Raw genomic sequence first — 25,384 nt, forward strand, 5'->3', positions numbered from 1 at the left:
TCACTCCATGCCCTTCCGGAGACTCATATTGGGCTCGAAGTGACCCCGCGTTGCTCAAGGTAGGGGTGCTAGCCCGCCGTGAGCAGGTGGGTGACGTGGTCGTACCGGAAGGTGACCGCGCCGCCGTCGTGCGTGTAGGAGATGTTGCCGCCGTTGGGCACCCCGCCAGCCCCGTAGTTCACGTCCCAGCTGCGGTTCAGCGCCGCCTTGAACTCGTACGTGCCGGCCGGCAGGTTCGGCGCGGACAGCCTCCACACCAGCGTTGCCGGGTCCAGGGTCAACTGGGCCTGATCGCAGGTGGGCTCCCAGTCGGTGGCGCACCCGAGTTCGTTGTCCAGGCTGCCTGCGATGGCAACGGCACCCGGCTGTTGTGAGACGTATCCGGTGCTGAGGACGTGCGTGCTGTTGTCGTAGCGGAACGTGACGGCCCCGCCGGGATGATCCAGCACGATGTCGCTGCCGCCAAGCACCCCGCCGGCGCCGTAGTTCACGTCCCAGCTGCCGTTGAGCGCTGCCTTATACGCGTACTGACCGGCGGGCAGGTCTGCCGTGAGCCGCCAGATGTTGTCCGCCGGGTCCAAGGTCATGAACGCCGCTGGGCAGGCCGGGTCCCAATCCGCAGGGCAGCCCATCTCGGAGTTCAGCGAACCCGCCACGGTCACCGAATCCGGCTGCGGGGCCTCACCCATAACGACTGTCCGCGTCTCGCTGACCACGCTGAAGCCGGGGCCGCTCATGCTGGCGCGGTACTGCACCTTCGTGCCGTCCGCGAGCTCGAGTGCCGCCAGGTCATCAACCACGGAGTACACCGGTGAGGAGTCGTCGGAGCCCACGGCCGTCCACCCGCCGCCGGCCACGCTGCGCTCGAAGGACACCACATGGCTCGATTTTTCCGGATCGGCCGTGGCGCTGAGCTCAACGGCCCCTTTCACGCTGCTTCCTTCCAGGGGCTTCTCCATGGTCAGGACCGGTGCCGGAACTGCGGCCGCCCGGGACTGGCTGGTGGCCCGGTGGCCCCCGTTGTCCAGGACGGTGGCCCGGTATTCCAGGGCGGTGCCTGCATCCAAGGCGGCCACATCGTGGAACACCTGGTACGGCGCGGTGTCGTCGGTGCCGATCGGCGCCCAGCCACCGCCCGCCGTCCTGGCCTCAAAGGTGACCTCGTAGAACGAAGCACCGCCGACGTCGGCCGTTACGTTGATCCGGCTGTTATCCGCCGGTGCCGCGGCAGGTTCCTGGAGTGCGACGGCAGGAGCCGCCTTGGAGTGCGGAATGCGGCCCGATGACTCGTAGACCACGGCGGACAGCGGCGGGACGGTGACTGTCAGCTTTCCGTCCGCTGAGGTCTTGGACTCCTTGGCGGCGGCGCCGTAGATCCTGGTGTAGGTGCGCTTGCCAATGTAGGTGGGAACCTCGGCGGTCTGCGGCTGTTCGCTGTTGTTCAGGGCCACAACATACTCACGCTGGTCCTCCGCGTCGGTGCGGGAGAAGGCGTAAATCCCGGGCCCTTCGGAGGCGTAGCGGTGCTGGTGGGCGCCGTCGCGCAGGGCAGGGTGGTCTTTTGCCAGGGCCGCGAGTTGGCTGATCTTGGAGTAGAGCGGGTGGCCGGCGTTGAAGTTGTCGCTCGCATGCGTGGCCTCGGTGCCCAGCAGATCGTCGTCGAGGTACTCCGGCACCTGGCTGGCGAAGAGCGTCTGCCGGGCGTCCTGGTCGCCGCCGGGGCCGGTGAATCCCTGCTCGTCGCCGTAGTAGATCACCGGGTTGCCGCGGGAGAAGTACATCAGCTCGTGGGCCAGCTGGTCGCGGGCCACCTGTTCCGTGTCGGCTGAACCCGGGTTGTCGGCCGCGATGAAGCTGCCGATCCGGCCCATGTCGTGGTTGCCCAGGAAAGTGGGCAGTTGGTAGACGTTGGAATCGGCGTCGGTGTACCAGTCGTCGCCGGCAAAGAAGGTCTCCAGCGAGCGGGTGTCCTGGCTTTTGGACGCGAAGTTCCGGGCCGCCTCCTGGAACGGGAAGTCCAATACGGCCTGCATCTGGTTGCGGGTGGTGAACTGCGAGGTGAAGGACTTGGTGGTGTCGAAGACCTCGCCGAACATAAAGAACTCGTCCTTGCCCTGGGCCTTGGCGTAGCTGAGCACCTCCGGGCCGAATTCCTGCCAGAACTCGTTGTTGACGTGCTTCATGGTGTCGATCCGGAAGCCGTCCACGCCGAAATCGCCGATCCAGGACTTGTAGATCTCCTCCATGCCGTCCACCACTTTGGGGTTCTCGGTGAAGAGGTCATCCAGGCCGAAGAAGTCGCCGTAATAGGAGTCCTCACCTTGGAAAGTGGTGTCGCCGCGGTTGTGGTACAGCGTTGGATCGTTCAGCCAGGCGGGAACTTTAAGGTTTTGTTCTGCCGGGTCAAGGACGGGGACGTAGGGGAAGGACGTCTTGGCATCAAGCTCCGGGAACTCCTTCGACCCGGCGAAGTCGCGGTCGTCGAACTCGTCGCCGGCCGCCGACTTGTACGGCTCGGCGTCCTTCGAAACGTAGGTCTTGCGCGCACCTTCTTCGTAGCCGATCACATCCGCGGTGTGGTTGGTGATGATGTCGAAGTACACCTTCATGCCGCGCGAATGGGCTTCGTCGATGAGGGCCTTCAACTCGTCGTTGGTGCCCAGGTGGGGGTCGATCTGGGTGAAGTCGGTGATCCAGTAGCCGTGATAGCCGGCTGACTTGTCCTCGGGCTGCACCGCCTTGTTTTTGAAGCTGGGAGTGAGCCAGATGGACGTGGTGCCCAGGCCCTGGATGTAGTCGATCTTGTCCAGCAGCCCGGCCAGGTCGCCGCCGTTGTAAAAACCCTTTTGGGTGGGGTCGAAGCCGGACACCATGGGGTCGGCGCCGAGGCCGCCGTCGTCATTGGTTGTGTCCCCGTTGCTGAACCGGTCAGCCATCACAAAGTAGAAATTCTCGTCCGTCACCGGGGCGCGGAGGGAGTGAAGGGCCAACGACGACCCCGGGTCCTTCGGGCCCGGCGCCGCGTGCGCCGGTAGAACGGAGGTCGACACGAGCATGGCTGCGGCGAGCAGTCCCAGCCATGGTGTCGTGGGGTGGTTGAGGCGTCGGATGGAGCCTCTGCGGGTGCGTGTGTTCACGTCAGGAGACCTTCCTGGTAGCGGCGTTGCTGTACAGGCTGCGGGGAGATGTGCTGGGGAGATGTGAGTGCGGGCGTCAGTTGGCGGTCAGGTGTGCGGTTCGCGATGGCGATTACGGAACGATCGCCATGTGAACCACGGCACACTGTAAGCGCTTGCACCGAATAAATCCAGTCTTTTTAGACACGCCGCCGGAGGCTATCTTCGCGTACATTCAGAGGCGGGCGACGGTGCCCCGAGCCCATCAGTTCGCGGAAGGTGTACCCATGTCAGCCACGGAATTTCATGTAGAGACCCTTGTGGGGATCGCTGAGCGGCTTCGCGCGGCAGGGTGCGTCTTTGCGGATGAGGAAGCCCGCCTTCTCCTCGCCGCAGTGTCCGGCCCGGACCGCATCGCTTCGGCAGTTGAGAGGCGCGTTGCCGGGTATCCACTGGAACATATCCTTGGCTGGGCAGAATTCTGCGGACTCCGGATTGAGCTCGATGCCGGGGTTTTTGTCCCGCGCCGGCGCACCGGGCTCGTGGTGAATGAGGCCGCAGCGCTGCTCTCGGCGGACCCGATGCGGGAGCACCGGGATGGTTCGGAGCCCAACGTAGTGGTGGACCTTTGCTGCGGGTCCGGTGCCGTAGGTGCCGCCGTCGCCTCCCGGATTGCAGGCCTGGAACTCCATGCGGCGGACGTTGACCCGGCCGCGGTGGCCTGTGCCCGCCGGAACATTGGCCGTATGGGTGGTGAGGTCCACAGGGGCGACCTGTTCGAGGCGCTCCCGCACGCCATCAGGGGACGGATCCGGGTGCTGGCTGTCAACGCCCCCTATGTCCCCACCGGTGCCATTGATTCGATGCCGCACGAGGCACGCGACCACGAACCGTTGTGGTCGCTCGACGGCGGCCCGGACGGACTCGACTTCCACCGCCGCGTCGCTGCCGAGGCCAGCGGATGGCTGCGGCCGGGCGGGAACCTCATCATCGAAACCAGCGAGCGGCAGGCCGCAGGGACGGCGTCGATCCTGGCGGGCGCGGGCTTCGCGGTCAGGACTGTCCGCTCGGAAGAACTGGACGGCACCGTTGTAGTCGGACGGGCCGATAAAAGGTGACTTGACCCACATTCAACTCTGCAATATCCTTGTTGTTAGCGCTAACAACATTAAGGCGGTACTAGGCTTCCGGCACACAAGAGACCTCCGCGCCTGCCTGTTGGCAGCTCTTCAGGTGTCCAGGGCTCGGGCCCTGCACACCAAGGCAGTACCGCTCTACCGGCAAGCGCAGACGCCTGCCGACCCAGCACCACTTCGCGGACAAGCTTCCGCGGGAGGAGAAATCGTGAGAATTAGGAAATTCTTGGGCGCCGTCGCCGTCGTCCTCGCAGTCACTGTGGGTGCCACAGGGTGCGGAAGCCGGGGCGGAACAGCCACCCCGGAAGCCACAGCGAATCCCAGTGAGTCCCTGGTGGGTATCTCGATGCCCACCCAGACGTCCGAGCGTTGGATCGCCGATGGCGGGAACGTGGAAAAGTCCTTGAAAGGGCTTGGTTACAAGACTGACCTGCAGTTCGCCAACGACGACATCCCCACGCAGGTATCGCAGATCGAGAACATGCTGACCAAGGGCGCCAAGGCGCTCATTGTGGCCGCCATCGACGGCACCACCCTGACCGATGTGCTCGCCAAGGCGAAGGAACAAAACGTCAAGGTCATCGCCTACGACCGCCTTATCAACGGCACCCCAAACGTTGATTTCTACACCACGTTCGATAACTACACGGTGGGCGTGCAGCAGGCAACGTCCCTGCTGACGGGTCTGGGCCTGGTGGATGCCAGCGGCAAGAAGGTGGAGGGCAAGGGCCCGTTCAACGTTGAGCTTTTCGCCGGCAGCCCGGATGACAACAACGCCAACTTCTTCTGGACCGGCGCCATGGACACGCTGAAGCCGTACCTGGACGCCGGAACCCTCAAGGTTCCCAGCGGCCAGACCAAGTTCGAGCAGGCAGCCATCCTGCGCTGGCAGGCCCCTGTTGCCCAGAAGCGGATGGAGGACGTCCTGACGGCGGCGTACAGCTCCGGGACCAAGCTCGACGGTGTGCTCTCCCCCTATGACGGCCTCTCCATCGGCATCATCTCCGCACTGACCAGCACCGGCGGCTACGCCAAGGGAGACCTGCCGGTCGTCACGGGCCAGGACGCTGAGAAGGGCTCCGTGAAGTCCATCATCGCCGGTGAGCAGTACTCCACCATCTTCAAGGACACCCGCCAGCTGGGTTCCCAGGCAGTGAAGATGGTTGACGCCCTGCTGAAGGGCCAGGAGCCGGAGGTCAACGACACCAAGACCTACAACAACAAGGTCAAGGTGGTTCCGGCCTACCTGCTCAAGTCCGTGATCATCACTGCGGAAAACTACAAGAAGGAACTCATCGACTCCGGCTACTACACAGACGCCGACGTCAAGTAACGCTTCTTGCGGGGTTGCGGCCGGCCGCACGGCCTGGCCGCAACCCCTTCCCGTAGGCCCTGCAGCCGCAGGCCGGTCCAGTTTTCCAACCAGTCAGTGGGAATTGACGATGAACACACCCATTCTTCAAATGCGAGGAATCACCAAAACCTTTCCGGGCGTGAAAGCCCTGCAGGATGTCACCCTGGACGTGAACCGTGGCGAGGTCCACGCCATCTGTGGCGAGAACGGGGCTGGCAAGTCCACCCTGATGAAAGTCCTGTCCGGGGTCTACCCGCACAACTCCTTCGACGGGGACATCCTTTTCGAAAACGAGCCCTGCAACTTCGCCAGCATCAACGACAGCGAGAAACGCGGCATCGTCATCATCCACCAGGAGCTCGCCCTGAGCCCCTACCTCTCGATCGCCGAAAACATCTACCTCGGAAACGAGCAGGCCAAAAACGGCTGGGTGGACTGGCGAAAGACCAACCTGGAGGCCTCCAAACTGCTGGCCCGGGTAGGCCTGAGCGAAAACCCCATCACACCGGTCCAGCACATCAGCGTGGGCAAGCAGCAGTTGGTGGAGATCGCCAAAGCGCTGTCGAAGGAAGTCAAGCTCCTCATCCTGGACGAGCCCACAGCGGCGCTCAACGACGAGGACTCCGGCCACCTCCTGGACCTGATACTGCATCTGAAGGGCCAGGGCATCACCAGCATCATCATCAGCCACAAGCTCAACGAAATCCGCAAGGTAGCAGACGCCGTCACCATCATCCGCGACGGCAAAACCATCGAGACACTTCGGCTCGACGAAGGCCAGATCACGCAGGAACGGATCATCCGCGGCATGGTGGGCCGGGACCTGGAAAGCCTCTACCCGGACCGGGACCCGAAAATCGGGGAGGAAGTCCTGCGGATCGAGGACTGGTCAGTCAGGCATCCGCAGGACCACACACGCATGGTGGTGCACAACGCTAGCCTCAACGTCCGTAAGGGCGAAGTGGTGGGCCTCGCGGGCCTGATGGGAGCCGGCCGGACCGAGCTGGCCATGAGCGTTTTCGGACGTACTTACGGAACGGCGATGTCCGGAAAGGTGTACAAGTACGGCAAGGAAATCAACACCTCCACGGTGTCCCAGGCGATCGGGCACGGGATCGCTTATGCCACCGAAGACCGGAAGCACTACGGCCTGAACCTTATCGAGGATATCCAGCGGAACATCTCCATGGCCGCGCTCCGCAAGCTCGTCAAGGGCGGCTGGGTGGACAAAAACCGCGAAACAGTGGTGGCCAACGGCTACCGCAAGAGCATGAACATCAAGGCGCCCTCAGTTGCTGCCATCACCGGCAAACTCTCCGGCGGCAACCAGCAGAAAGTGGTGCTGAGCAAATGGATGTTCTCGGACCCGGACGTGCTGATTCTCGATGAACCCACCCGCGGGATCGACGTCGGCGCAAAATTCGAGATCTACACCATTATCGCCAAGCTCGCGGCGGAGGGAAAAGCTGTCATCGTCATCTCCTCGGAACTGCCCGAACTCCTCGGCATCTGCGACAGGATCTACACCCTGTCCGCCGGCCACATCACCGGCGAAGTGCCCATCGCCGAAGCATCCCAGGAAACCCTCATGCACTACATGACCCAAGAGAAGGAATAGGACCATGTCCGCCCTACGAGAATCCCTCGGCTTCCTGACAAGCCGCCTCCGGCAGGTTGGCATCTTCGTTGCCCTGATCCTGATCGTCCTGCTGTTCCAGGTACTGACCAACGGCATCCTCCTGGAGCCGCAGAACGTCACCAACCTGGTGGTCCAGAACAGCTACATCCTTATCCTCGCCATCGGCATGGTCATGGTCATCATCGCTGGCCACATCGACCTCTCGGTGGGCTCGATCGCCGGCTTCATCGGCGCCGTTGCCGGCGTCATGATGGTCCATTGGGGCTGGGCCTGGTGGCTGGCCATCCCCGCCTGCCTCCTGGTGGGAGGGCTCGTGGGGGCGTGGCAGGGATACTGGATCGCCTACGTCGGCATCCCGGCGTTCATCGTCACGCTCGCCGGCATGCTGATCTTCCGCGGCCTGACCCTGATCACGCTGAAGAACCAGCAGATCACCCCGTTCCCCTCCGAACTCCGCGCACTGGGCGGCGGCTTCCTCCCGGACATCTCCGGGGGAACATCGGTGCTGGAATGGCTGACTGTCATCCTGGGCGTGGGAGCCACTGTTGCACTGCTCATCCAGGCGCTCAAGGAACGCCGGATCCGCAAGAAGTTCGACCTCGAAAACGAACCCATGGCCTGGTTCGCCACCAAGACCACGTTCGTGGCCCTGCTCATGCTGATCATCACGTTCCTTCTCGCGAGTTACCGTGGCACGCCGATCGTCCTGATCGTGCTGGCCATCCTGGTGATCGTGTACACGGCGCTCATGAACAACAGCGTCTTTGGCCGCCACACCTACGCGATTGGCGGCAACCTGCACGCCGCTGAGCTCTCCGGCGTTAAAACCAAAGCTGTCACCTTCCGGCTCTTCGTCAACATGGGCGTCCTGGCAGCACTGGCAGGCCTGGTGTTCACCGCAAGGCTCAACTCGGCACAGCCCGCCGGCGGCACCGGCTTCGAACTGGACTCCATCGCCGCGGCATTCATCGGCGGCGCCGCGGTCCAGGGCGGCATCGGCACCGTGGCCGGAGCCATGATCGGCGGCCTGATCATGGGCGTGCTGAACAACGGCATGTCCATCCTGGGTCTCGGCACCGACTACCAGCAGCTCATCAAGGGCTTGGTCCTCCTGCTGGCCGTAGGCTTCGACATCTTCAACAAGAACCGCAGCGGCGGCGGCGGCACCACCATCGGGAAGCGGTTCAAGCTCAGGACTTCCCCGCCGGCCACGTCGGAATCCCAGGCACCCGCGGGGACGAAGGACCAAACCAAGGACCGCCCGGTCCCCGTTTCCGCAGTCAAGCCTGAGTGACCAAAAACCTACCGCAACAATTAACAAGGAACCGATATGTCTACCCCCATGGACCGCATAGAAATAGATGTCGCCAGCCGGCACCTTCTGGACGAAGAGCTGGATGCGGCCGTCCGACGCCTTCAGGAAGTCGCCCTCCTGACAGGCACGCACGGCATCCTGGTGACCCGGGTCGCCCCTGGCCGCTACACCGCAACACTGTCAGACCGGGTTCCCTTCGGGATGACCCGCGAACTGGTTTGCTGAAGGCTGCCGGAATCGTCGACGAAGCCACCAACGAGTGGCATCAGCTCATTGGCAGCCGGGTGGGTGGAACTGCGCCCTGGGGAGCGTAGTCCGCACCGGTGAAGCGAAACAGGTCATCTGACAGGACCTCTCCGATTCCTGTTGATACATCCGTTTTTATGCTCCTTCGGTTGCGGCTGGTCCGTTGCGCCGGTCAGCCGATACGCGGACGATGAGTCCATGAGGGAAAGTCCATGAGCGGAACGCAAACTCCAAACCGGCGCCGGACCTGGATCATCGCGGCGGCCGTTGCGGCGGTGGGACTGGTGATTGGGCTTGTGCTGTTCAAGCCCTGGCTCCTCTTTGTGGACGTGAACGTGGATGAACAGCTCCCCATCGTGGCCAGCGGTCCCGCGCAAGCACAACCGGCCCCGCCTACACCCCATGCACCGAGTCCGACGCCGGCACCCACGCCTGAGGGTCCGGTGCAGCTAGCTGTGGGTACTTTGATCAGCCACGAACACACCACCACCGGAACTGTCCGGATGGTCCAGCAGCCCGACGGCGTTAGGCTCCTGACGCTCGAAAACCTGGACACGTCCAATGGTCCGGATGTTCACGTCTGGTTAAGCGCAGCGCCGGTAGTGGAAGGGACGGCCGGGTGGTTCACCGCCGGCTCCGCTGATCACTATGACCTCGGCCCGATCAAGGGAAACCAGGGCAACCAGGTTTACCGGATTCCGGCCGACGTTGATGTGTCGAAGTACCCGTCAGTTGACCTCTGGTGCGTTCAGTTCAGCGTGTCGTTCGGTGCTGCCGCACTGCTCAGCTGAGCCAGTAGGTGGCCATGGCCTGAGACGTTGCTGGCCGCCGCGTCCCCCAAGGAGCGCGGCGGCCAGCACCGACCATTTTTAGCACAATTTCAACGCAACTTTCGTGTCACGCGGCGAATCCCGCGTAACGTCCCGGCAACGATCCCGGATCACCCCCGCCGGGGGTCAACGTTCGTGGCTGCGCCGGCAGCAGTGGCGCCGCCTTCGCCGGACCAGTCCTGGCCCTGGGTGTCATTAAGGGCGGGGTCCGAATCAACGTCCGATGTCCCCAGGTTCACCGTTTTGGACTTGCTGTTTCTCGTCGCGCTGTTACCCGCCGTGGAGTCGTGGTGGACGGCGGAGCTGATGACTGTGCCCGCCCGGCGTGCGGCCTCACCCAGCTGGTCCGCCACGTCGGGAGCCTTCTCCTTGATGGCCTCCGTGGCGGCACTGACTTTATCCTGGACCGGCTTGCTGTCCCAGATGCTCGCCGCCCTGGCCTTGAGCTTGTCGTAGGCTGCCCGGCCGGACCGTGATCCCAGGACGTAGCCAGCCGCGATTCCAATACCCAAAAGAAGTTTTGATTTCATAGTGAACTCCTGCTCGTTGAGAAGGTGTCGGTCCCCGATCCACTTGGCCGGGGGAAAGAAAACCGGCCCCGGGATGGTTTCCCAGGGCCGGTTTTCATGCCGGTGACGACGCTAGCTGCGGACGCTGCGCTTCGTGACCATGCCGTAAACCAGCAGCACGATGATCGAGCCGGCGATTGCCAGCAGCCAGGTCTGCAGCGAGAAGAACTCCTGCAGGCCGGTACCGAAAATCATTCCGCCAATCCAGCCGCCGAGGAACGCACCAACGACGCCCAGGATGAGGGTGATGATCCAGCCGCCACCCTGCTTGCCCGGAAGGATCGCCTTAGCGATCGCGCCGGCAATAAGGCCAAGTATCAAAAATGCAAAGAAACCCATTTTTCGTTCCTTCTTCCTACATCAGGGAGGTGCCCGGATCCCGGGCACGCTTCATCCCTCTGCCCTAATACTAATCATGCTTACTTTATTTTCGCCACTCCGAATCCCCGCCGAACGCCCGTTCGGGCCCCACTCAGTGTCCTGTTGCGTCCGAATCGTTGCCGGCGCCGGGCCCCTCGTCAAGGATGGCAAGTTCCGCGAGATCCTGCCGGTCCAGGGAGAAATCGAAGATGTCCAGGTTCTCCTGCATCCGCTCGGGATTTCCCGATTTTGGAATGACTACAAGTCCCTTCTCAATATGCCAGCGGAGCACCAGCTGAGCGGGCGTTTTGTCGTACTTTTCGCCCAGCTGCGCAAGTAGGGGAGCGCCCAACAGGCTGGCCCCCGACCCGCCCAGCGGGCTGTACGATTCGGTGACGATTCCGTGCCCGGCATTGAACTCCCGTTCCGCCTCGCGGGTAATCGCCGGGCTCAGCTGGATCTGGTTTACGGCAGGCACAACGTCAGTTTCGGCCAGCAGCCGTTCCAGGTGTGCCGGCTTGAAGTTGGAGACGCCGATGGACCTGACTTTGCCGTCCGCCTGCAGCCGCTCGAACGTTTTCCACGTCGAGACGAAATCCCCACGCGCAGGGAGCGGCCAGTGGATCAGCAGCAGGTCAACATAGTCCAGCCCCATGCGCGTCAGCGACCCCTCCAGGCCGGCCACCGCACGGTCCCCGCCTTGGAACTGGCCATCCAGCTTGGTGGTGACGAAGATTTCGCTTCGGTCCACCCCGCCTGCGCGGATGCCGTTTCCAACGCCTTCCTCATTGCCGTATTTCACTGCCGTATCGATGTGCCGGTACCCGGCTTCCAGGGCATGTACGACGGCGGCAGCCACCTGGTCGTCGTCCAGCGGCCAGGTGCCGAGCCCCAGCTGCGGGATGCTGTAGCCGTCGTTGAGCATGATGAGCGGTGAGAGAGTCATTTCAACAGTCTGCCGTGGTTTCACCGTCCTAGCCTTCGAATGCCCGGAGAATATTTCCGGCCTGGTGCTCGAGGACTGTCCGTGCCACGCCGGATACCTGATCGGGCTTCTTTTGCTGGTTCAGGAACGCCACGAAGCGCTGGAGGGCCTGCGCCGCGTGGGAGGCATCGCCGTCGTCCACTGCCTTTGCCGCCTGCTGCACACTTGCTGCCAACTGCTTCGCGACCGGGCCCGCTACATCGCCGGACTCAACCAGGTCCGCCAAAGTTTGTTGGAGGGCCTTCACGCTGCCCGGGAGCCAGGCCGCCCGCAGCGGCACGTCACCAAAGTGCATGTCCGAGGCGAAGTAGAAGTCCGTGTAGGACGGCTGGTTGTAGGTGGTGTTCTGCCGGGCAACCTCCGCCCGGTACTGCGGGTCGTGCATGAGTGTGTAGAGCTTGTGGTTGGTCACTTCGGTGCTCATGTACATGCGGAGCGCTGAACTGTCGGCCGTCCGGACCAGCATCTCCTCTCGCCAGTCACCCACCACGTCTGCCACCAGGCTCGGCGTGCCTTTGGTGCCGTTGTTGGTCCGGGTATCCGTGGCGGTGAGCAGCCTGCCGCGCTTCCAGTCGTCAATGGTGGGGGTCTGGTCGCCGGAGCCGTTGATGATCTGGGTTGTCATGTCGGCAGCCCACTTGATGCTCATGTTGGTGCCGGGAGCGGCCGCGGAAAGCTTGTCGCCGTCAGCTGACTGCATGCCGATGGCCCAGTTCTCGATGCCGGGGACGGCCGGATCCACGTCGCCGATCATGCCGCGGCCGGTGTCTTTCCCGGAGTAGGCGCCAAACAGCACCTCGCCGGTGGCGGCGTCGCGCATGGCGTAGCCGTAGGGGGCGTAGGTGCCGCCCTCGTGCACGGTAAAGATCTCCTTGCCCGGGCGGGCCGGATCGATGTCCGTGACGTGCATGGCGTCGCCGTGACCCAGCCGGGCTTCCTCTCCCGGGGTGGCGCTGCCGGCCGGCATGGTGTCGAACGAGCTGTACAACAGCGACCCGTCGTGGTCGATGGTGGCCGATCCGTACACAATTTCCTGCTTGCCATCACCGTCCACGTCCGAGGCGCTGAGCGAATGGACACCCTGCGTAGTGAGCGTGCCGAACTCGGGGTCCGTGCCGTCGCGGCCGTGCGGGCTGTCGTTGAAGGGGTTCGTCATGGGCGTCCAGCCCGAGTCCACGTTCCACACCGGGCTGAGGTTGGAGCCGTCCCAGGTGTAGGCCGCCAGGGTGCTGCGGGTGTAGTAGCCGCGGGCGAAAACAGCGGCCGGTTTCTTGCCGTCCAAATATGCGACGCCGGCCAGGAACCTGTCCACGCGGTTGCCGGGCTCGATCCGGGCCATGGCGTAATCGCCCCACATCAGGCCGTCGTCGTGCCTGCCGGGCTCATACGCCACCGTCTTCAGTTCCTTGCCCGTGGCGCCCTCAAACACCGTGAGGTATTCGGGGCCGGAAACGATGAAGCCCTCAAAAGCCCGCAGGGCGTTCCGGGCACTCCGGGCCGGCGCGTAGACGTCCATGAAGTAGTCCGTCACCGCTTCGGCATCTGTCCGGGACAGCGGGTACTGGTACTTCGGATCCGTGCCGAACGCTTCTTCCAGGGTGGCGGGCCAGTGGCCTGCCTTCACCTCGGGGTGGTCGCTCCAGCCCATGAACGTGTCCACCATGTGCTGGTAGTAGTCGGGGGCGCTCATCCGGTAATCGTCGGAGTTGGCGTAACCCGCGTCGAGGTCTTTCTGCAGCAGCGTGATGAAGGACTCCGCGGCCACAGAGCCGTCCGGGTTGTACGAGGTGGTCTTGGTGCCCGGGGCTGTCTTGAACATCATTTCGGAGCGTCCGTCGCCGTCGAAATCGTTGACCAGCATCTGGGTGTAGTGGGCGCCGGACCGGATGTTGACGCCCAGGTCGATCCGGTGCAGCAGTGTGCCATCGGCCTTGTACGTGTCCACATAGGTGTTGCCCGTGTAACCAACCTGGGAGACGTCCTTGGAGTTGTTCGGATCCCACTTGACCACAAACTCGTACTGGCCATCGCCGTCGACGTCGCCCACCGAAGCATCGTTGGCCGAGTAGGTGTACGCCTGACCAGCGGGCGTCACGCCGTCGGCCGGCTTCTTCAGCGGGATGTCCTTGAAGTTGCCGCCCCACGAGGTGGCAGTTGCGCTCCGGTCCAGTTCAACACCGCCGACGACGGCACGCACGTCATATGCCGACCGCGCGGTTCCGCCGGCGTCAAGGTAGTTAGTGCTGTCCGTGACCGTTGCCAGCTTCTGTCCGTCGCGGTACACGTTGAAGTCGGTGCCGGTGAGGCCGGTGGCGGAGGAGCCGGTTGCCTCGTGGCCCAGGAGGCGCCAGCTCAGGAAGACGCCCTCCGAAGTGCCGGCAGCGACCAGCCCGCGGTCCAGGTAGTCCAGCTGGACTCCCGCGGAGGCGGGCTTCGCGGAAGGCTCGACGGCGGCTGCCGGGGTGGTAAGGCACCCCACCGTCAGGGCGAGGCCCGCAGCGGTGGCCACCGAAAAACGGCGCACGGATATCCTGCTCGGATTCATCGGTGAATCCTTTCAATTTTGGATTGGGAAAACGCTTCCCCAGTAACTTAGTGGGGGTGTGCACCACAAATCAACCCTTGCGCCCGGCGGGAATCCCGAGTATTTAGAACGTTGTAAATGGAGTGCCCGGCTCGGCATGGCCGGGTGGCTTCGGGTCTCCCCGGTCAGGCCGGCGCGGCTTCCTCTTTCCCGGAGCATCTGGGCAGGACCGCACAGGCCTGCCGGGGGGAGTGGCTGGTGACCGTGGTGAATGCCGGATTTCAGGAGCACAATGCAAGGGTTAGCCGTCCCCACCATCGTCGAGGAATCAGGTCAACATCGTGGTTGAAGCAAACGCTAATGAGAACGTAGTCAACCGGCTGATCGAGTGCATCAACAGCCGTCGCATAGAGATCATGGACGAGCTGTTTCACGACGACGCGGTGATGCATTGGCCGCAATCCGGGGAGCTTGTGCGCGGCGCGGAAAACCGGCGTGGAATCTACAACGCCTTCCCGCAGTTGCCCACCATCACGCCCCGCCGGATGCTGAGCGGCGGCAACCTGGTGGTGGCCGAGGCCTTGCTGGACTACAACGGGCCGCAGTACGAAACGGTATTCATCTTCGAATTCCGGGACGGCCGGATTGCCAAGGAGACGGCCTACTGGAGCGAAGCCTTCGAGGCACCCGAATGGCGGGCCCAGTGGGTAGAAAAGACCTAGTGCCGCCGCGCCGTCAGTCAGCCGCCCTTCGCGCCCACCTGACCAGCCGATCACTCAGATCCATAAACGCTTGGTCAACTGCCTGCAGTGCAGGGTGGGCGTCATACCAGTCCACGATCTCCCGGGCTCCGTCCGCGAACGGAATGGTGGCGGTGTAGCCAGGGACCAGGGATTTGATCTTGGTGTTGTCGAAAATGACCGAGTGGGAGCGGTCGCCCAAGAGGTTGGCCCCCAGCTCGGCGCTGTGCGCGGCGATGGTTTCCGAAGCCACGTGAACCAGCTCAGGCTCGGGAACGCCGGCCGCCCGGGCGAACAGCCGGTAGATCTGGTTCCACGGCAGGTATTCGTCCGAGGTGATGGTGTAGCTCTCGCCGACGGCCTGCGGCCGGCCCAACAGCCCCACAAAGGCTTTGGCGAAGTCGCGGCTGTGGGTGAGGGTCCACAGCGAGGTCCCGTCGCCGTCCACCATCACCGGCAGTCCTGCCCGCATCCGGTGCACGTCCGTCCAGCCGCCCACCATGGCGATCTTGGTGCGGTCGTAGGTGTGGGACGGCCGCACCACCGTCAGCGGAAAGTCCTCCGAGCGGTACGCCTCGAACAAAAGGTCCTCGCACGCGATCTTGTCCCGCGAATACTGCCAGAACGGGTTCTTCAGGGGAGTGGACTCCAGGATGGGCAACCGGGTGGGCGGCTTCTGGTACGCCGACGCTGAACTGATAAACACGTACTGTCCGGTCCGGCCGCGGAACAGCTCCATGCTGGCCCGCGCCTGGTCCGGGGTGAAGGCAATAAAGTCCGCGACGGCGTCGAACTCCCGTCCGTTCAGCACATCCCGCACAGCGGATGCGTCACGCACATCCGCGTGCAGGACCTCTACGCCATCCGGTACCGGCTTGCCTGATTGGCCGCGGTTGAGGATGGCCACCCGGTGTCCCAGTACGACGGCGCGTTCCACCGCTGCGGCGCTGATCACCCCGGTGCCGCCCAGGAAGAGGACGCTCCGTGGTGCCACGGTGTCGGCCGCGGGATCCAAGGCGGCGGGATCCAACAGGGTCACCACGCGTAGTCTTCCGGCGCCGGCCGGTGCCCCGGGAAGATGTCGTCGAGCCGCTTGAGGGCATCGGCGTCGAGCGTGACCTCCAACGCCCGGATGCCGGCGTCGAGCTGTTCCTGCGTGCGAGGCCCCACGATCGGTGCGGTGACAGCGGGCTGGTGCAGCAGCCAGGCAAGCGCGATGTCGCCGGGTTCGTGCCCCAGCCCGTCCGCAAGATCCTCGAACTGCTGGATCTGGTCCCGGTGCTGCTTGAGTGTTTCCGCGGCGCGTCCTTCAGTGCGCCGGACGCCCGCGCGTTCCTTCTTCAGGACGCCGCCCAGCAGCCCGCCCTGGAGCGGGGACCACGGGATCAGGCCCAGGCCGTACTGCTGTGCCGCGGGGATGACCTCCAGCTCCACCTCGCGGCGGAACAGGTTGTAGATGGACTGCTCGCTGACCAGTCCGGTGTAGTTGCGGCGGCGGGCGGCTTCCTGTGCCTGGGCAATGTGCCAGCCCGCGAAGTTGCTGCTGCCGGAATAAAGGATCTTGCCCTGCTGGACGGCCACTTCGATGGCCTGCCAGATCTCGTCCCAGGGTGTGTCCCGGTCAATGTGGTGGAACTGGTAAATGTCGATGTAGTCCGTCTGGAGGCGCTTCAGGCTGGCGTCCAGGGCGCGCCGGATGTTCAGCGCGGACAGCTTGGACTCGTTGGGGCGCTCGGTCATGGTGCCATACAGCTTGGTGGCCAGGACGGTCCGTTCGCGGCGCTCGCCGCCCTTCGCGAACCACCGGCCGATGATGTCCTCGGTCCAGCCCCGGTGCCCGCTGCCGCCATAGACGTTGGCTGTGTCGAAGAAGTTGATGCCGGCGTCCAGCGCGGAATCCATGATGTTGTGTGCGTCCGCTTCGTCGGTGTGCGGGCCGAAGTTCATGGTGCCCAGGCACAGGCGGGAAACTTTCAGGCCGGAGCGGCCCAGGTGTGTGTACTGCATGGGGGAATCCTTCGTTGGTGGGTGGACCTATGGGGAACTGTGCCGGGAGCTCGGTCAGCGGCGGCTACAGCTGTGTGAAAGCGGCGACGGCGGGATCGGAACCGATGCGCGCGCCCCGCTCGAGGGCGGTGATGGAAGCGAGTTCGTCGTCGGTCAGTGTCAGGGACGCGGCAGCGAAGTTTTCGCGGATCCGGGACGGGTTGACCGACTTGGGGATGACGATGGTGCCGGCGGCCAGGTGCCAGGCAAGGACCACCTGCGCGGTGGTGGCGTTGTGAGCCTGCGCGACAGCGGTGACAGCGTTTCCGTTGAGGTCGCCACCCTGGCCCAGCGGGCTGTAGGCCTCCACGGCAATCCCGAGGGAGCGGCTCTTGGCGGCAAGTTCGGCCTGCTGATAGCTGGGGTGCAGCTCGATCTGGTTTACGGCGGGTACTACGTCCGTGGATTCGAGCAGGGTGTCCAGGTGGTCGGAGAGGAAGTTCGAGACGCCGATGGCACGGATCTCCTTGGCCGTATACAGCGCCTCCAATTCCTTCCATGCCTGGACGTAGAGCCCCTGTGACGGAACCGGCCAGTGGATGAGATAGAGGTCCACGAAGTCGAGACCCAGCGCCTCGCGGGTGTCCTGGAATGCGTCCCGGGCCCGGCCCTGGTCGCCGTTGCGGAGCTTGGTGGTCACGAAGATTTCCTCGCGCGGAATGCCTGAGGCGGCGATGGCAGCTCCCACACCTGCTTCGTTGCGGTAGCCGGCGGCGGTGTCGATGTGGCGGTAGCCGGCTGTGAGGGCATCTTCAACGACCCGCTGGGTGTCTTCCGGCGGGACCTGGAAAACGCCGAAGCCGAGCTGGGGGATGGTGACGCCGTTATTCAGCGAGATTTCTGACATGGGGGACTCCTCGTAGTGCTGAAGGGTGGTTCCTGACGCGGGGTGGCCGGCCAGAAACCGCTTTCGGGAATTGCTCCGGTATGAGCCTATGTACTTTCGCGCCGATAGTCAGTCCTTGACCATGTCCCTGTTTTTCCTAGGACTGGCAGTCCTACCTTAGTTGTAGAGCGTGGCTGCCGGGGCGTGCAGAATAGGGGCATGGGTCAGAGTGCCGAGTTCGGAAAATTCCTGAAGGCCATGCGGTCCCGGCTGAGTCCGGAAGACGCGGGGGCCGAAGCCACCTCCGGTGCGCGCCGGGTTCCTGGCCTCCGGCGTGAGGAGGTGGCCAGGCTTGCAGGTGTCAGCACGGATTACTACATCCGCCTGGAGCAGGGGCGGAACATCCACCCGTCGCGCTCTGTGCTCGACTCCGTGTCCCGCGCCCTCCGACTGGACACGGGCCAACACGCGCACATGCTTGACCTCCTGGAAAACTGCGCCGCCAGTCCACGCTTACCAGGACCGGCGCAGGCAGCGCGGCCGGCGCTGCGGCAGCTCCTGGAGGCGGTGGGGGACATCCCGGCCATGGTGCTGGGCCGGCGGACCGACGTGCTGGCGGGGAACCGGATGGCTTACCTGTTATTCACGGATTTTCGGGACCTGCCGGCGCACGAACGCAACCTCACCCGGTGGCTGGTCCTGGATCCCGGTGCCCGGGACCTCTTCCGCGACTGGAAAACCGTTGCCGCGGACGCGGCCGGCGCCCTCCGCGTGGATGTCGGCCGGCACCCCAACGACCCGGAGGCCAATCAGTTGGTCGGCGAACTCGCCGTCCACAGCGAGCATTTCCGGCAATGGTGGGCAGGGCACCGGGTGGCCACGCGGTCCGCCGGCAGCGTACGGCTCCATCATCCCGCCGTCGGCGACCTGGAACTGAACTTTGAAAACCTGGTCCTTCCGGACGATCCGGACCAGACGCTGAGGGTATATTCCGCAAAACCGGGCTCGCCGTCGTCGGACGCCTTGGCGCTGCTGAGCCTTGGCCTCAATGCCGAGACCGGCTCCGCAGCGGCCCGTCCGGGCACAACTATGGACTTGGGCGCACTCCCTCCGGCCACCGCCGAAAGCTGACCGCTCTGCCGTCCGTGCGCCACCGGCGGGCTGTGCGTCTGCCCAGCTGACAACGCTGATTCTAGCCAGCAGTCCATGGGGCCGTCTGCGGGTTTTTCCTAGGCTGGAGGGACGAACTTTTCACACCCAAGGATGGTCTCAACGATGAAACGCATCGCCCTGCTCAACGAACGCCAGGCCACTGCCGCCAGCCATGCGGCCAGAAATACCCAGGCCGCCACCGGTTCACATTGCCCGGCTTCCGGCCTCTGGAGCCCGGAATCCGACCCCCACACGGTCCTTTCGTTTTTCGAGGGCCACGTTTTTCCGGTGTTCGACGGCGCACCCACCGTCTGGCGACGGCGCACCGCAGGCGTTGCCTCGTCCAACTGAAGCCAAAAAGTGATGGCCGCGTCCAAAGGACGCGGCCATCACTGTTCAGACCTGGAAAGGTCAGCCTTCGTGGCGGAAACCGAGCTTGACCCGCACCTGCCAGTCGGCAACTTTGCCGTCTTTGAGGTGACCGCGGATTTCCTTGACCTCGAACCAGTCAAGGTTGCGCAGCGTCTTGGAGGCCTCAGCGATCCCGTTGCGGACTGCCGCGTCCACGCCTTCTTCGGAGGTACCGACAATTTCAGTAATGCTGTACGTGTGGTTGGACAACTTCGCTCCTCGTGATCGCCTTCGATTCCCGGTTGCGGGCCGTTCTTGAACACTAGTGGCACTTCTCAGGCGTGGCCAGACCCAGTACCTCGGGGCGGCGGCCGCTAGGGTGCCTCGAGCACCAGGTTCTTGAGGTCATCCAGGGTCTGTTGCATGTGCAGGTCCATGGCTTCCCGCGACCGGCTCGGATCCCGTGATTCCAGCGCCTCGGCAATGTTCTGGTGATGCCCGATGGCGTGCTCCTGGATGGTTGGCACCGCCGACGTTTCGGCCCGGCGCTTTTCCAGCACCCGGTGCAGCGGCGCGAAAAGGACCGCCACAAAAACGTTCTCCGAAGCGCGCAGGATCAGGTCATGGAATGCCAGGTCAGCTTCCACAAACGCGGCCAGGTCATTGACCTCATGGGCGGCCCGCATCGCCGCCACATGGCTGAAAAGCGCCAGTACGTCGGCGTCGCTGATCCGTGCCGCCGCGAGTTCGCACGCCCCGGTTTCCAGCATCCGGCGCAGTTCGATGAGCTGCACGGAGGCGGCGGCTTCGTTCTGGCCCTCCGACGCTGCGCGCAGGACTGCTTCCAGCGAAGCCCATCGGTTCAGCGGGTTTACGAACGTGCCGCGGCCGCGTTCCACGCTGAGGATCCGCTGCGCTTCGAGGGTTTTCATGGCCTCGCGCACGGTCATCCGGCTCACCTCGTGTTTGGCGCTGAGCTCAAGCTCTCCGGGCACGCTGGATCCGGGTGGAAAGTCGCCGGCAATGATCCGGTCCAGAAGTTCGTCGGCAACAACGCCCACCAGTGATTTCCGTGCCATATGTCCCCCTTGCGGCGTCGCCAGATATGTCTGACAAGTCTACTTGCGCGTTTCTATGTCCTGTGCCACACTATTTTCAAATGTTAGATGTCAGACATCTTACAGTTACCTCAATACTTAGAGATTTCCACACAACGGAGTGCACTGTGACGCTTGAAGCAGACATCCTGGCCGCCTTCCCGGCCGAAGCCCGGATTCCAGCCCGCCTTGTTGCGGACGCCGTCGCCGCGTCCAGCGCGGAGCACCCCCGGATGCTCGTAGTGCTCGACGACGACCCCACCGGTACGCAGTCCGTTGCGGATCTGCCCGTGCTCACCCGCTGGGAAGTGGAGGACTTCATCTGGGCCTTTGGCCAGGCGAAGCCCGCCGTCTACGTGCTGACCAACACCCGCAGCCTGGACCCCGCTGAAGCCGCAGCCCGCAACGAGGAAGTGGTCCGCAACGCCCTGTCCGCCGCCGGGTCCGCAGATGCCAGTGCCGGTTCCAGCAGTGCCGGTTCGAACAGTGACGGTTCGAGCCTCCGGCTGGCGTTCGTCAGCCGCAGCGACTCCACCCTCCGCGGCCACTACCCGCTGGAGCCCGACGTCATCGCCGCCACCGTTGCTGACGTCAGCGGAGAAGCCACCGACGGCGTTGTGCTGGTGCCGGCGTTCCCCGACGCCGGCCGCGTGACCATCGGCGGCGTGCACTACATGCGCGGCACCGGGGACGATGCCGGCAAGCTCACCCCCGTGGCTGAGACCGAATTCGCCAAGGATGCAAGTTTCGGCTTCGCAAACTCTGACCTGACCAAGTACGTGGAGGAGAAATCGCAGGGCCGGTTCGCCGCGGAATCCGTGATTGTCCTTGACCTGAACATCATCCGCGCGGGAGCCTCCAGCGACGGTACCGACGGCGATCCGCAGATCACCGCCAAGGCCATCGCCGACGCGATCGAACCCGCCACCAACTCCACGCCGATCGTCGTTGACATCGTCACCGAGAATGACCTGCGCGCCCTGTCCCTGGGCCTGGAGGAAGCCGAACGCCGCGGCAAGAAGCTCCTCTACCGCGTGGGACCGCCGTTCGTCCGCGCCAGGATCGGCCAGGAAATCCGCGCCGAGCTTACCGGCGCTGAAGCCTATGCCGGCAACACCCCGTCCGAGGCAGGCGGCCTGATCGTGGTGGGCTCCCACGTGGGCGTCACCACCCGCCAGCTCAAGGCCCTCACGGAACAGCACAGCGCCGCACGGATTGTGGAGATCGACGTCGAGAAGGTCCTTGCCGCCGAAACCGAAGCAGCCGCGGACGCCTACCTGGACCAGACCGTCGACACCGTCGTGGAGGCGCTCCATGGGGGAGACGTCATCGTCCACACCAGCCGCCTGCTGATCAAGACTGACAACCCCGCTGAAAGCCTGCGGATCGCGCGCACTGCGTCCGCCGCCGTCGTCGCCGTGGTGAACCGTACGCTCAAGACCTTCCCGCCACGGTTTGTCATCGCCAAGGGCGGCATCACATCCTCCGACGTCGCCGCCCACGGCCTGGAGATCCGCCACGCCATTGTCCGCGGCCCCATGCTGCCGGGCATCGTCTCCCTCTGGGAGCCGGTGGACGGCCCCGCCAAGGGCATCCCGTACATCGTGTTCGCCGGCAACGTGGGCGACGACCAGTCCCTCGCCGCCGTCACCCGCAAACTCAGCACCACTTTCTGACCCCGCCAGTATTCAAAGGAGAACACCATGACCAGCAACTACACCATCACCGTCCTGGGCCTCGGCGCCATGGGCCTGCCCATGGCCACGCGCCTGGCCAGCGAACTCACCGTCCACGGCTTCGACATCGCCGAGCCGCGGCTGAAGCTCGCCGAAGAAGCGGGCATCCGCACCTTCGCCTCCGCCCGGGAAGCCTCCAAGGGCGCCGACGCCCTGCTCCTGGCTGTCCGGAACGGCGAGCAGCTCAACGACGTCCTCTTCGGCGAGGGCGGCGTGGCCTCCGTGCTCGAGCCGGGCGCCGTTGTCATCCTCGGCAGCACCGTGGGCACCGAAGCGATCCCCGCCACGGTCGCCAAACTCGCCGAATACGGTGTTGAGCTGGTGGACGCGCCGTTGTCCGGTGGCCCCAAGCGCGCCGGCGAAGGCGACCTGCTGATCGTGGTGGGCGCTTCCCCGGAAGCCCAGGAGAAGGCCCGTCCGGCCCTCGAACTGCTCGCCTCGACACTCACTGTGGTGGGCGACAAGCCCGGCGACGGCCAGGCCCTCAAGACCGTCAACCAGCTCCTCTGCGGCATCCACATCGCCGCCGCCGCCGAGGCCCTGGCGCTGGCCGACGCCCTCGGCCTGGACCAGGAGAAGACCCTCAAAGCCCTGGAAGCGGGTGCCGCGGGTTCGTTTATGCTCTCCAACCGCGGCCCCCGGATCCTTGAGGCCTACACCGAGGAAGGCGCCGAGGTCCTGTCCCGCCTGGACATCTTCGTCAAGGACATGGGCATCGTGGGCAAGGCCACCCGCGCCGCCGGACTTGCGGCCCCCGTTGCCGCCGCCGCCGAGCAGCTGTACCTCCTGGGCCAGGCCCAGGGCCTCGCCGCCGCCGATGACTCCGCCGTCATCAAGGTTGTTGCGCCCACCAAGCGCACCGTCTAAGCACCACGGCTCAAGCACCCCCGCTAAAGCACCACCTAAAAACGTACGACGACGGCGGTGCCCCCCTCCGCCGTCGTCGTATCTTCCAGCGTTCCCCGACAGAAATAGTTAGCGCCTGATTGCCCGTCTTCTGGAAGACTGGCTCGTCAAAGGAGACACCGTCATGAATCACCTGATGAACCCCCTGATAGTGCGGGCGGCCGACGCCCCCGCCATCAAACCGGCAGTAGAACTTGGCACTCCGCTGCTCCTCACCATCGCGGCGATCGGCATCGCCGTCCTGCTGGTGATGATCATCCGCTTCAAGATCCAGGCCTTTGTGGCCCTGCTGACCGTGAGCATCGCCGTGGCCGTGGCCTCGCAGATCCCGTTGAAGGACGTCTTCACCGTCGTGGCCAACGGTGTGGGCGGAACCATGGGCAAGGTGGCCCTGCTGATCGCACTGGGCGCCGTCCTTGGCCGGATGATCGAGGTTTCCGGTGGCGTCCAGTCGCTGGCCGCGCACTTCACCGAGAAGCTTGGCGCCAAGCGCGTCGCGGTGGCGCTCACCGCCGTCGGCTTCCTGGTGGCCATCCCCGTGTTCTTCGAGGTGGGCATCATTGTGCTCGTCCCGATCGTCTACGCTTTTGCGAAGATCGCCAACGTGCACCCGGTCAAGTTCGGGCTGCCCATGGCCGGCATTATGCTCTCCATCCACGTCGCCGTGCCGCCCCACCCGGGCATTGTGGCCGGCGCCGGCGTGTTCGGCGCCGACATCGGGCTCATCACGCTGATCTCGCTGCTTATCTGCATCCCGCTCGGTTTCCTGTCCTACTGGGTTGCCAGCATCATGAACCGCAAGGAATACGAGCTCCTCCCCGGCGTCAAGGCCCAGGTGGACGAATTCGGTTCCGACTCCCTGGTCAAGGTTGGCCACGAAGGCCCCGGCGCCGTAGGCATCGCCCCGCCGCGTCCGGCATTGATCATCTTCCTCATCGCCGCCCCGATCGTGCAGATCCTGATCGGTACCCTGGGCACGCTCACCATTCCCAAGGACAACTCCTGGTACGGTCTGGCGGCGTTCATCGGCAACCCGTTCTTCGCCCTGCTGGTGGCCGTGGCACTGTCCTTCTTCCTGCTGGCGGTCCGCCGCAACTGGTCCTTGAAGGAAACCGGCGAAATCTTCGAAGGCGCACTGCCTCCCATCGCGTCCATCCTGATGGTTGTCGCGGCCGGCGGCGTGTTCGGTGAGGTCCTGCGGACCTCCGGCATCGGCGCCGCACTGTCCCAGACGCTGGACCACCTGGGCCTGCCGGTTATTGTGCTCGGCTTCGTCATCTCCCTGGCACTGCGTGCAGCCCAGGGATCAGCCACGGTGGCCATCGTGACCACCACCGGCCTGCTGACCTCCGCCGTGATGGAAGGCGGTTACTCGCCCGCCCAGATCGCCGTGATCGTTATTGCCATCGGCTTCGGTGCGCTCGGGCTGTCCCACGTGACCGACGCCGGTTTCTGGACCGTGGTGCGCTACTACGGCCTCACCGTCTCGGATGGCCTCAAGACCTGGACCGTCCTCACCACCATCTTGGGCTTGGCCGGCTTCGTCCTGACCTACGTGGGCTGGATCCTGGTGGGAGGCCTGAGCGTCTGATGCGCACCCGACTCGACCACCTGGTCATTTCCGCCCTGCAGCAGGGCTCCGCCGTTCCCGCCTTCACCTGCTACGACTTCACCACCGCGCTTGCTGTGGTGGGCGCGGCCGAGGACGCCGGCCAAGGGGTCATCCTGCTGGTGGCCCCCAAAACGGCCGCCACGCCCAACGGGCTGCGGCTGATCGCCGCACTCCGCGGCCTGGCAGACGCCGCATCCGTTCCCGTGGCCGTCCAGTTGGACCATGCCACCGACGTGGAAGTGATGGCCGACGCCGTCGCCGCGGGGGCGGATTCGGTCCTCGCGGACGGCTCCTCCCTGCCGTATGAGGACAACATAGCGCTGGTGCGCCAAGCCCGCACGGTGCTGGAAGCGCAAGGCAACGCCGAAGTCGTGCTTGAAGCGGAACTCGGCGGCCTGGCCGGCGACGAGGACCGTGCCTTTGGTGCGGATGAAGCCGGTGTGGCCGTGGCCGGCCTGACCGATTCCGCCCAGGTAAGGGACTTTGTGGCGCGGACCGGCGCGGAACTGCTGGCTGTGGCGGTGGGCAACGTCCACGGCAAGTACCAGGGCGAGCCGCAGCTGCGCTGGGACGTCCTGCAGGACATTGCCGTGCGGACGCACATCCCGCTGGTGCTTCACGGCGCGTCCGGCATCCCGGCGGGGGAGCTGGTCAAGGCCGCCGCGATGAACGTGGGCAAGGTGAATTTCAATACCGAGCTCCGCACGGGCGTGCTGTCCACGCTCCAGGAACAGCTTCCGGCACACCGGGCCGACGGCGAGAACCTCCAGGGCCTGCTGGGCCACTGGAACACCTCGGCCAGTGAATTCGCCACGTCGGCGTTGGGGATGCTCACCCGCTGAGG

Annotated in this window: 23 protein-coding genes; 13 read left to right on the forward strand and 10 right to left on the reverse strand. The window is 64.6% G+C overall.

Translation table 11 applies throughout. The features are described from left to right. Nucleotides 1-68: 68 nt before the first annotated feature. Nucleotides 69-3,056: an alpha-amylase family glycosyl hydrolase gene (locus ACZY1F_RS12135; RefSeq protein WP_463942234.1), complete on the reverse strand. Its 2,988-nt coding sequence runs from the start codon at nucleotides 3,054-3,056 to the stop codon at nucleotides 69-71. Nucleotides 3,057-3,403: 347 nt separating this feature from the next. On the opposite strand from ACZY1F_RS12135, the gene ACZY1F_RS12140 reads away from it, so the two are divergent. From ACZY1F_RS12140 to ACZY1F_RS12165, 6 genes are all read left to right on the forward strand, one after another. Beyond that, entirely contained in the window at nucleotides 3,404-4,234 is an 831-nt protein-coding gene (locus ACZY1F_RS12140; RefSeq protein WP_463941926.1) for a putative protein N(5)-glutamine methyltransferase, read from the forward strand. Nucleotides 4,235-4,460: 226 nt separating this feature from the next. Then, nucleotides 4,461-5,585, forward strand: a complete 1,125-nt coding sequence (gene chvE, locus ACZY1F_RS12145; RefSeq protein ID WP_463941927.1) for a multiple monosaccharide ABC transporter substrate-binding protein — start codon at nucleotides 4,461-4,463, stop codon at nucleotides 5,583-5,585. 109 nt (nucleotides 5,586-5,694) lie between these two features. Further along, nucleotides 5,695-7,224 carry a multiple monosaccharide ABC transporter ATP-binding protein gene (gene mmsA, locus ACZY1F_RS12150; RefSeq protein WP_463941928.1) on the forward strand — a complete coding sequence of 510 codons (1,530 nt, stop codon included), beginning with the start codon at nucleotides 5,695-5,697 and terminating at the stop codon, nucleotides 7,222-7,224. 4 nt (nucleotides 7,225-7,228) lie between these two features. Continuing rightward, nucleotides 7,229-8,539 (forward strand): multiple monosaccharide ABC transporter permease, encoded by a 1,311-nt coding sequence (gene mmsB, locus ACZY1F_RS12155; protein WP_463941929.1) that lies wholly within the window; start codon nucleotides 7,229-7,231, stop codon nucleotides 8,537-8,539. Between the two features lie 36 nt (nucleotides 8,540-8,575). Then, nucleotides 8,576-8,785, forward strand: a complete 210-nt coding sequence (locus ACZY1F_RS12160; RefSeq protein WP_463941930.1) for a hypothetical protein — start codon at nucleotides 8,576-8,578, stop codon at nucleotides 8,783-8,785. 233 nt (nucleotides 8,786-9,018) lie between these two features. Next, complete coding sequence (locus ACZY1F_RS12165) at nucleotides 9,019-9,597, forward strand: DM13 domain-containing protein (protein ID WP_463941931.1); 579 nt, start codon at nucleotides 9,019-9,021, stop codon at nucleotides 9,595-9,597. Nucleotides 9,598-9,746: 149 nt separating this feature from the next. Here the strand turns inward: ACZY1F_RS12165 and ACZY1F_RS12170 are convergent, their stop codons facing one another. The 4 genes from ACZY1F_RS12170 to ACZY1F_RS12185 all read right to left on the reverse strand — a co-directional run bounded on the left by ACZY1F_RS12170 (nucleotide 9,747) and on the right by ACZY1F_RS12185 (nucleotide 14,095). Then, the gene (locus ACZY1F_RS12170; protein ID WP_463941932.1) at nucleotides 9,747-10,166 is read right to left on the reverse strand and encodes a hypothetical protein; all 420 of its coding nucleotides are present in this window, start codon (nucleotides 10,164-10,166) and stop codon (nucleotides 9,747-9,749) included. 111 nt (nucleotides 10,167-10,277) lie between these two features. Next, complete coding sequence (locus tag ACZY1F_RS12175) at nucleotides 10,278-10,544, reverse strand: GlsB/YeaQ/YmgE family stress response membrane protein (RefSeq protein WP_463941933.1); 267 nt, start codon at nucleotides 10,542-10,544, stop codon at nucleotides 10,278-10,280. Between the two features lie 133 nt (nucleotides 10,545-10,677). After that, entirely contained in the window at nucleotides 10,678-11,511 is an 834-nt protein-coding gene (locus ACZY1F_RS12180; protein WP_463941934.1) for an aldo/keto reductase, read from the reverse strand. A 28-nt stretch (nucleotides 11,512-11,539) separates the two neighbouring features. Then, complete coding sequence (locus ACZY1F_RS12185; protein ID WP_463941935.1) at nucleotides 11,540-14,095, reverse strand: rhamnogalacturonan lyase; 2,556 nt, start codon at nucleotides 14,093-14,095, stop codon at nucleotides 11,540-11,542. A gap of 320 nt (nucleotides 14,096-14,415) precedes the next feature. Between ACZY1F_RS12185 and ACZY1F_RS12190 the strand changes: the two genes are divergently transcribed. Further along, on the forward strand, nucleotides 14,416-14,796 hold the full coding sequence (locus ACZY1F_RS12190) for a nuclear transport factor 2 family protein (RefSeq protein WP_463941936.1): 381 nt from the start codon (nucleotides 14,416-14,418) through the stop codon (nucleotides 14,794-14,796). 13 nt (nucleotides 14,797-14,809) lie between these two features. Here the strand turns inward: ACZY1F_RS12190 and ACZY1F_RS12195 are convergent, their stop codons facing one another. The 3 genes from ACZY1F_RS12195 to ACZY1F_RS12205 form a co-directional block, all read right to left on the reverse strand. Beyond that, on the reverse strand, nucleotides 14,810-15,853 hold the full coding sequence (locus ACZY1F_RS12195; protein WP_463941937.1) for an SDR family oxidoreductase: 1,044 nt from the start codon (nucleotides 15,851-15,853) through the stop codon (nucleotides 14,810-14,812). Continuing rightward, a complete protein-coding gene (locus tag ACZY1F_RS12200) occupies nucleotides 15,850-16,821 on the reverse strand; it encodes an aldo/keto reductase (RefSeq protein WP_463941938.1) in 972 nt (323 codons plus the stop codon). Before ACZY1F_RS12200 ends, ACZY1F_RS12195 begins: the two co-directional genes overlap by 4 nt. A gap of 64 nt (nucleotides 16,822-16,885) precedes the next feature. After that, nucleotides 16,886-17,707 (reverse strand): aldo/keto reductase, encoded by an 822-nt coding sequence (locus ACZY1F_RS12205; protein ID WP_463941939.1) that lies wholly within the window; start codon nucleotides 17,705-17,707, stop codon nucleotides 16,886-16,888. 198 nt (nucleotides 17,708-17,905) lie between these two features. On the opposite strand from ACZY1F_RS12205, the gene ACZY1F_RS12210 reads away from it, so the two are divergent. Together ACZY1F_RS12210 and ACZY1F_RS12215 are read left to right on the forward strand one after the other, a co-directional pair. After that, entirely contained in the window at nucleotides 17,906-18,817 is a 912-nt protein-coding gene (locus ACZY1F_RS12210; RefSeq protein ID WP_463941940.1) for a helix-turn-helix domain-containing protein, read from the forward strand. A gap of 144 nt (nucleotides 18,818-18,961) precedes the next feature. Beyond that, nucleotides 18,962-19,189 (forward strand): hypothetical protein, encoded by a 228-nt coding sequence (locus tag ACZY1F_RS12215; RefSeq protein ID WP_463941941.1) that lies wholly within the window; start codon nucleotides 18,962-18,964, stop codon nucleotides 19,187-19,189. A 60-nt stretch (nucleotides 19,190-19,249) separates the two neighbouring features. Here the strand turns inward: ACZY1F_RS12215 and ACZY1F_RS12220 are convergent, their stop codons facing one another. Both ACZY1F_RS12220 and ACZY1F_RS12225 read right to left on the reverse strand, forming a co-directional pair. Beyond that, nucleotides 19,250-19,459, reverse strand: coding sequence for a dodecin (locus tag ACZY1F_RS12220; RefSeq protein WP_463941942.1), 210 nt, complete (start codon nucleotides 19,457-19,459; stop codon nucleotides 19,250-19,252). A gap of 104 nt (nucleotides 19,460-19,563) precedes the next feature. Then, the gene (locus ACZY1F_RS12225) at nucleotides 19,564-20,268 is read right to left on the reverse strand and encodes a FadR/GntR family transcriptional regulator (protein ID WP_463941943.1); all 705 of its coding nucleotides are present in this window, start codon (nucleotides 20,266-20,268) and stop codon (nucleotides 19,564-19,566) included. Between the two features lie 146 nt (nucleotides 20,269-20,414). Between ACZY1F_RS12225 and ACZY1F_RS12230 the strand changes: the two genes are divergently transcribed. The 4 genes from ACZY1F_RS12230 to ACZY1F_RS12245 all read left to right on the forward strand — a co-directional run bounded on the left by ACZY1F_RS12230 (nucleotide 20,415) and on the right by ACZY1F_RS12245 (nucleotide 25,382). Then, nucleotides 20,415-21,962, forward strand: coding sequence for a four-carbon acid sugar kinase family protein (locus ACZY1F_RS12230; RefSeq protein WP_463941944.1), 1,548 nt, complete (start codon nucleotides 20,415-20,417; stop codon nucleotides 21,960-21,962). 27 nt (nucleotides 21,963-21,989) lie between these two features. Further along, on the forward strand, nucleotides 21,990-22,889 hold the full coding sequence (locus ACZY1F_RS12235; protein WP_463941945.1) for an NAD(P)-dependent oxidoreductase: 900 nt from the start codon (nucleotides 21,990-21,992) through the stop codon (nucleotides 22,887-22,889). 163 nt (nucleotides 22,890-23,052) lie between these two features. Beyond that, nucleotides 23,053-24,519 carry a GntP family transporter gene (locus ACZY1F_RS12240; RefSeq protein WP_463941946.1) on the forward strand — a complete coding sequence of 489 codons (1,467 nt, stop codon included), beginning with the start codon at nucleotides 23,053-23,055 and terminating at the stop codon, nucleotides 24,517-24,519. Continuing rightward, nucleotides 24,519-25,382, forward strand: coding sequence for a class II fructose-bisphosphate aldolase (locus ACZY1F_RS12245; protein WP_463941947.1), 864 nt, complete (start codon nucleotides 24,519-24,521; stop codon nucleotides 25,380-25,382). The genes ACZY1F_RS12240 and ACZY1F_RS12245 overlap by 1 nt, the downstream gene beginning before the upstream one ends. Nucleotides 25,383-25,384 lie beyond the last annotated feature (2 nt).

This window comes from Pseudarthrobacter xylosi (assembly GCF_055412765.1).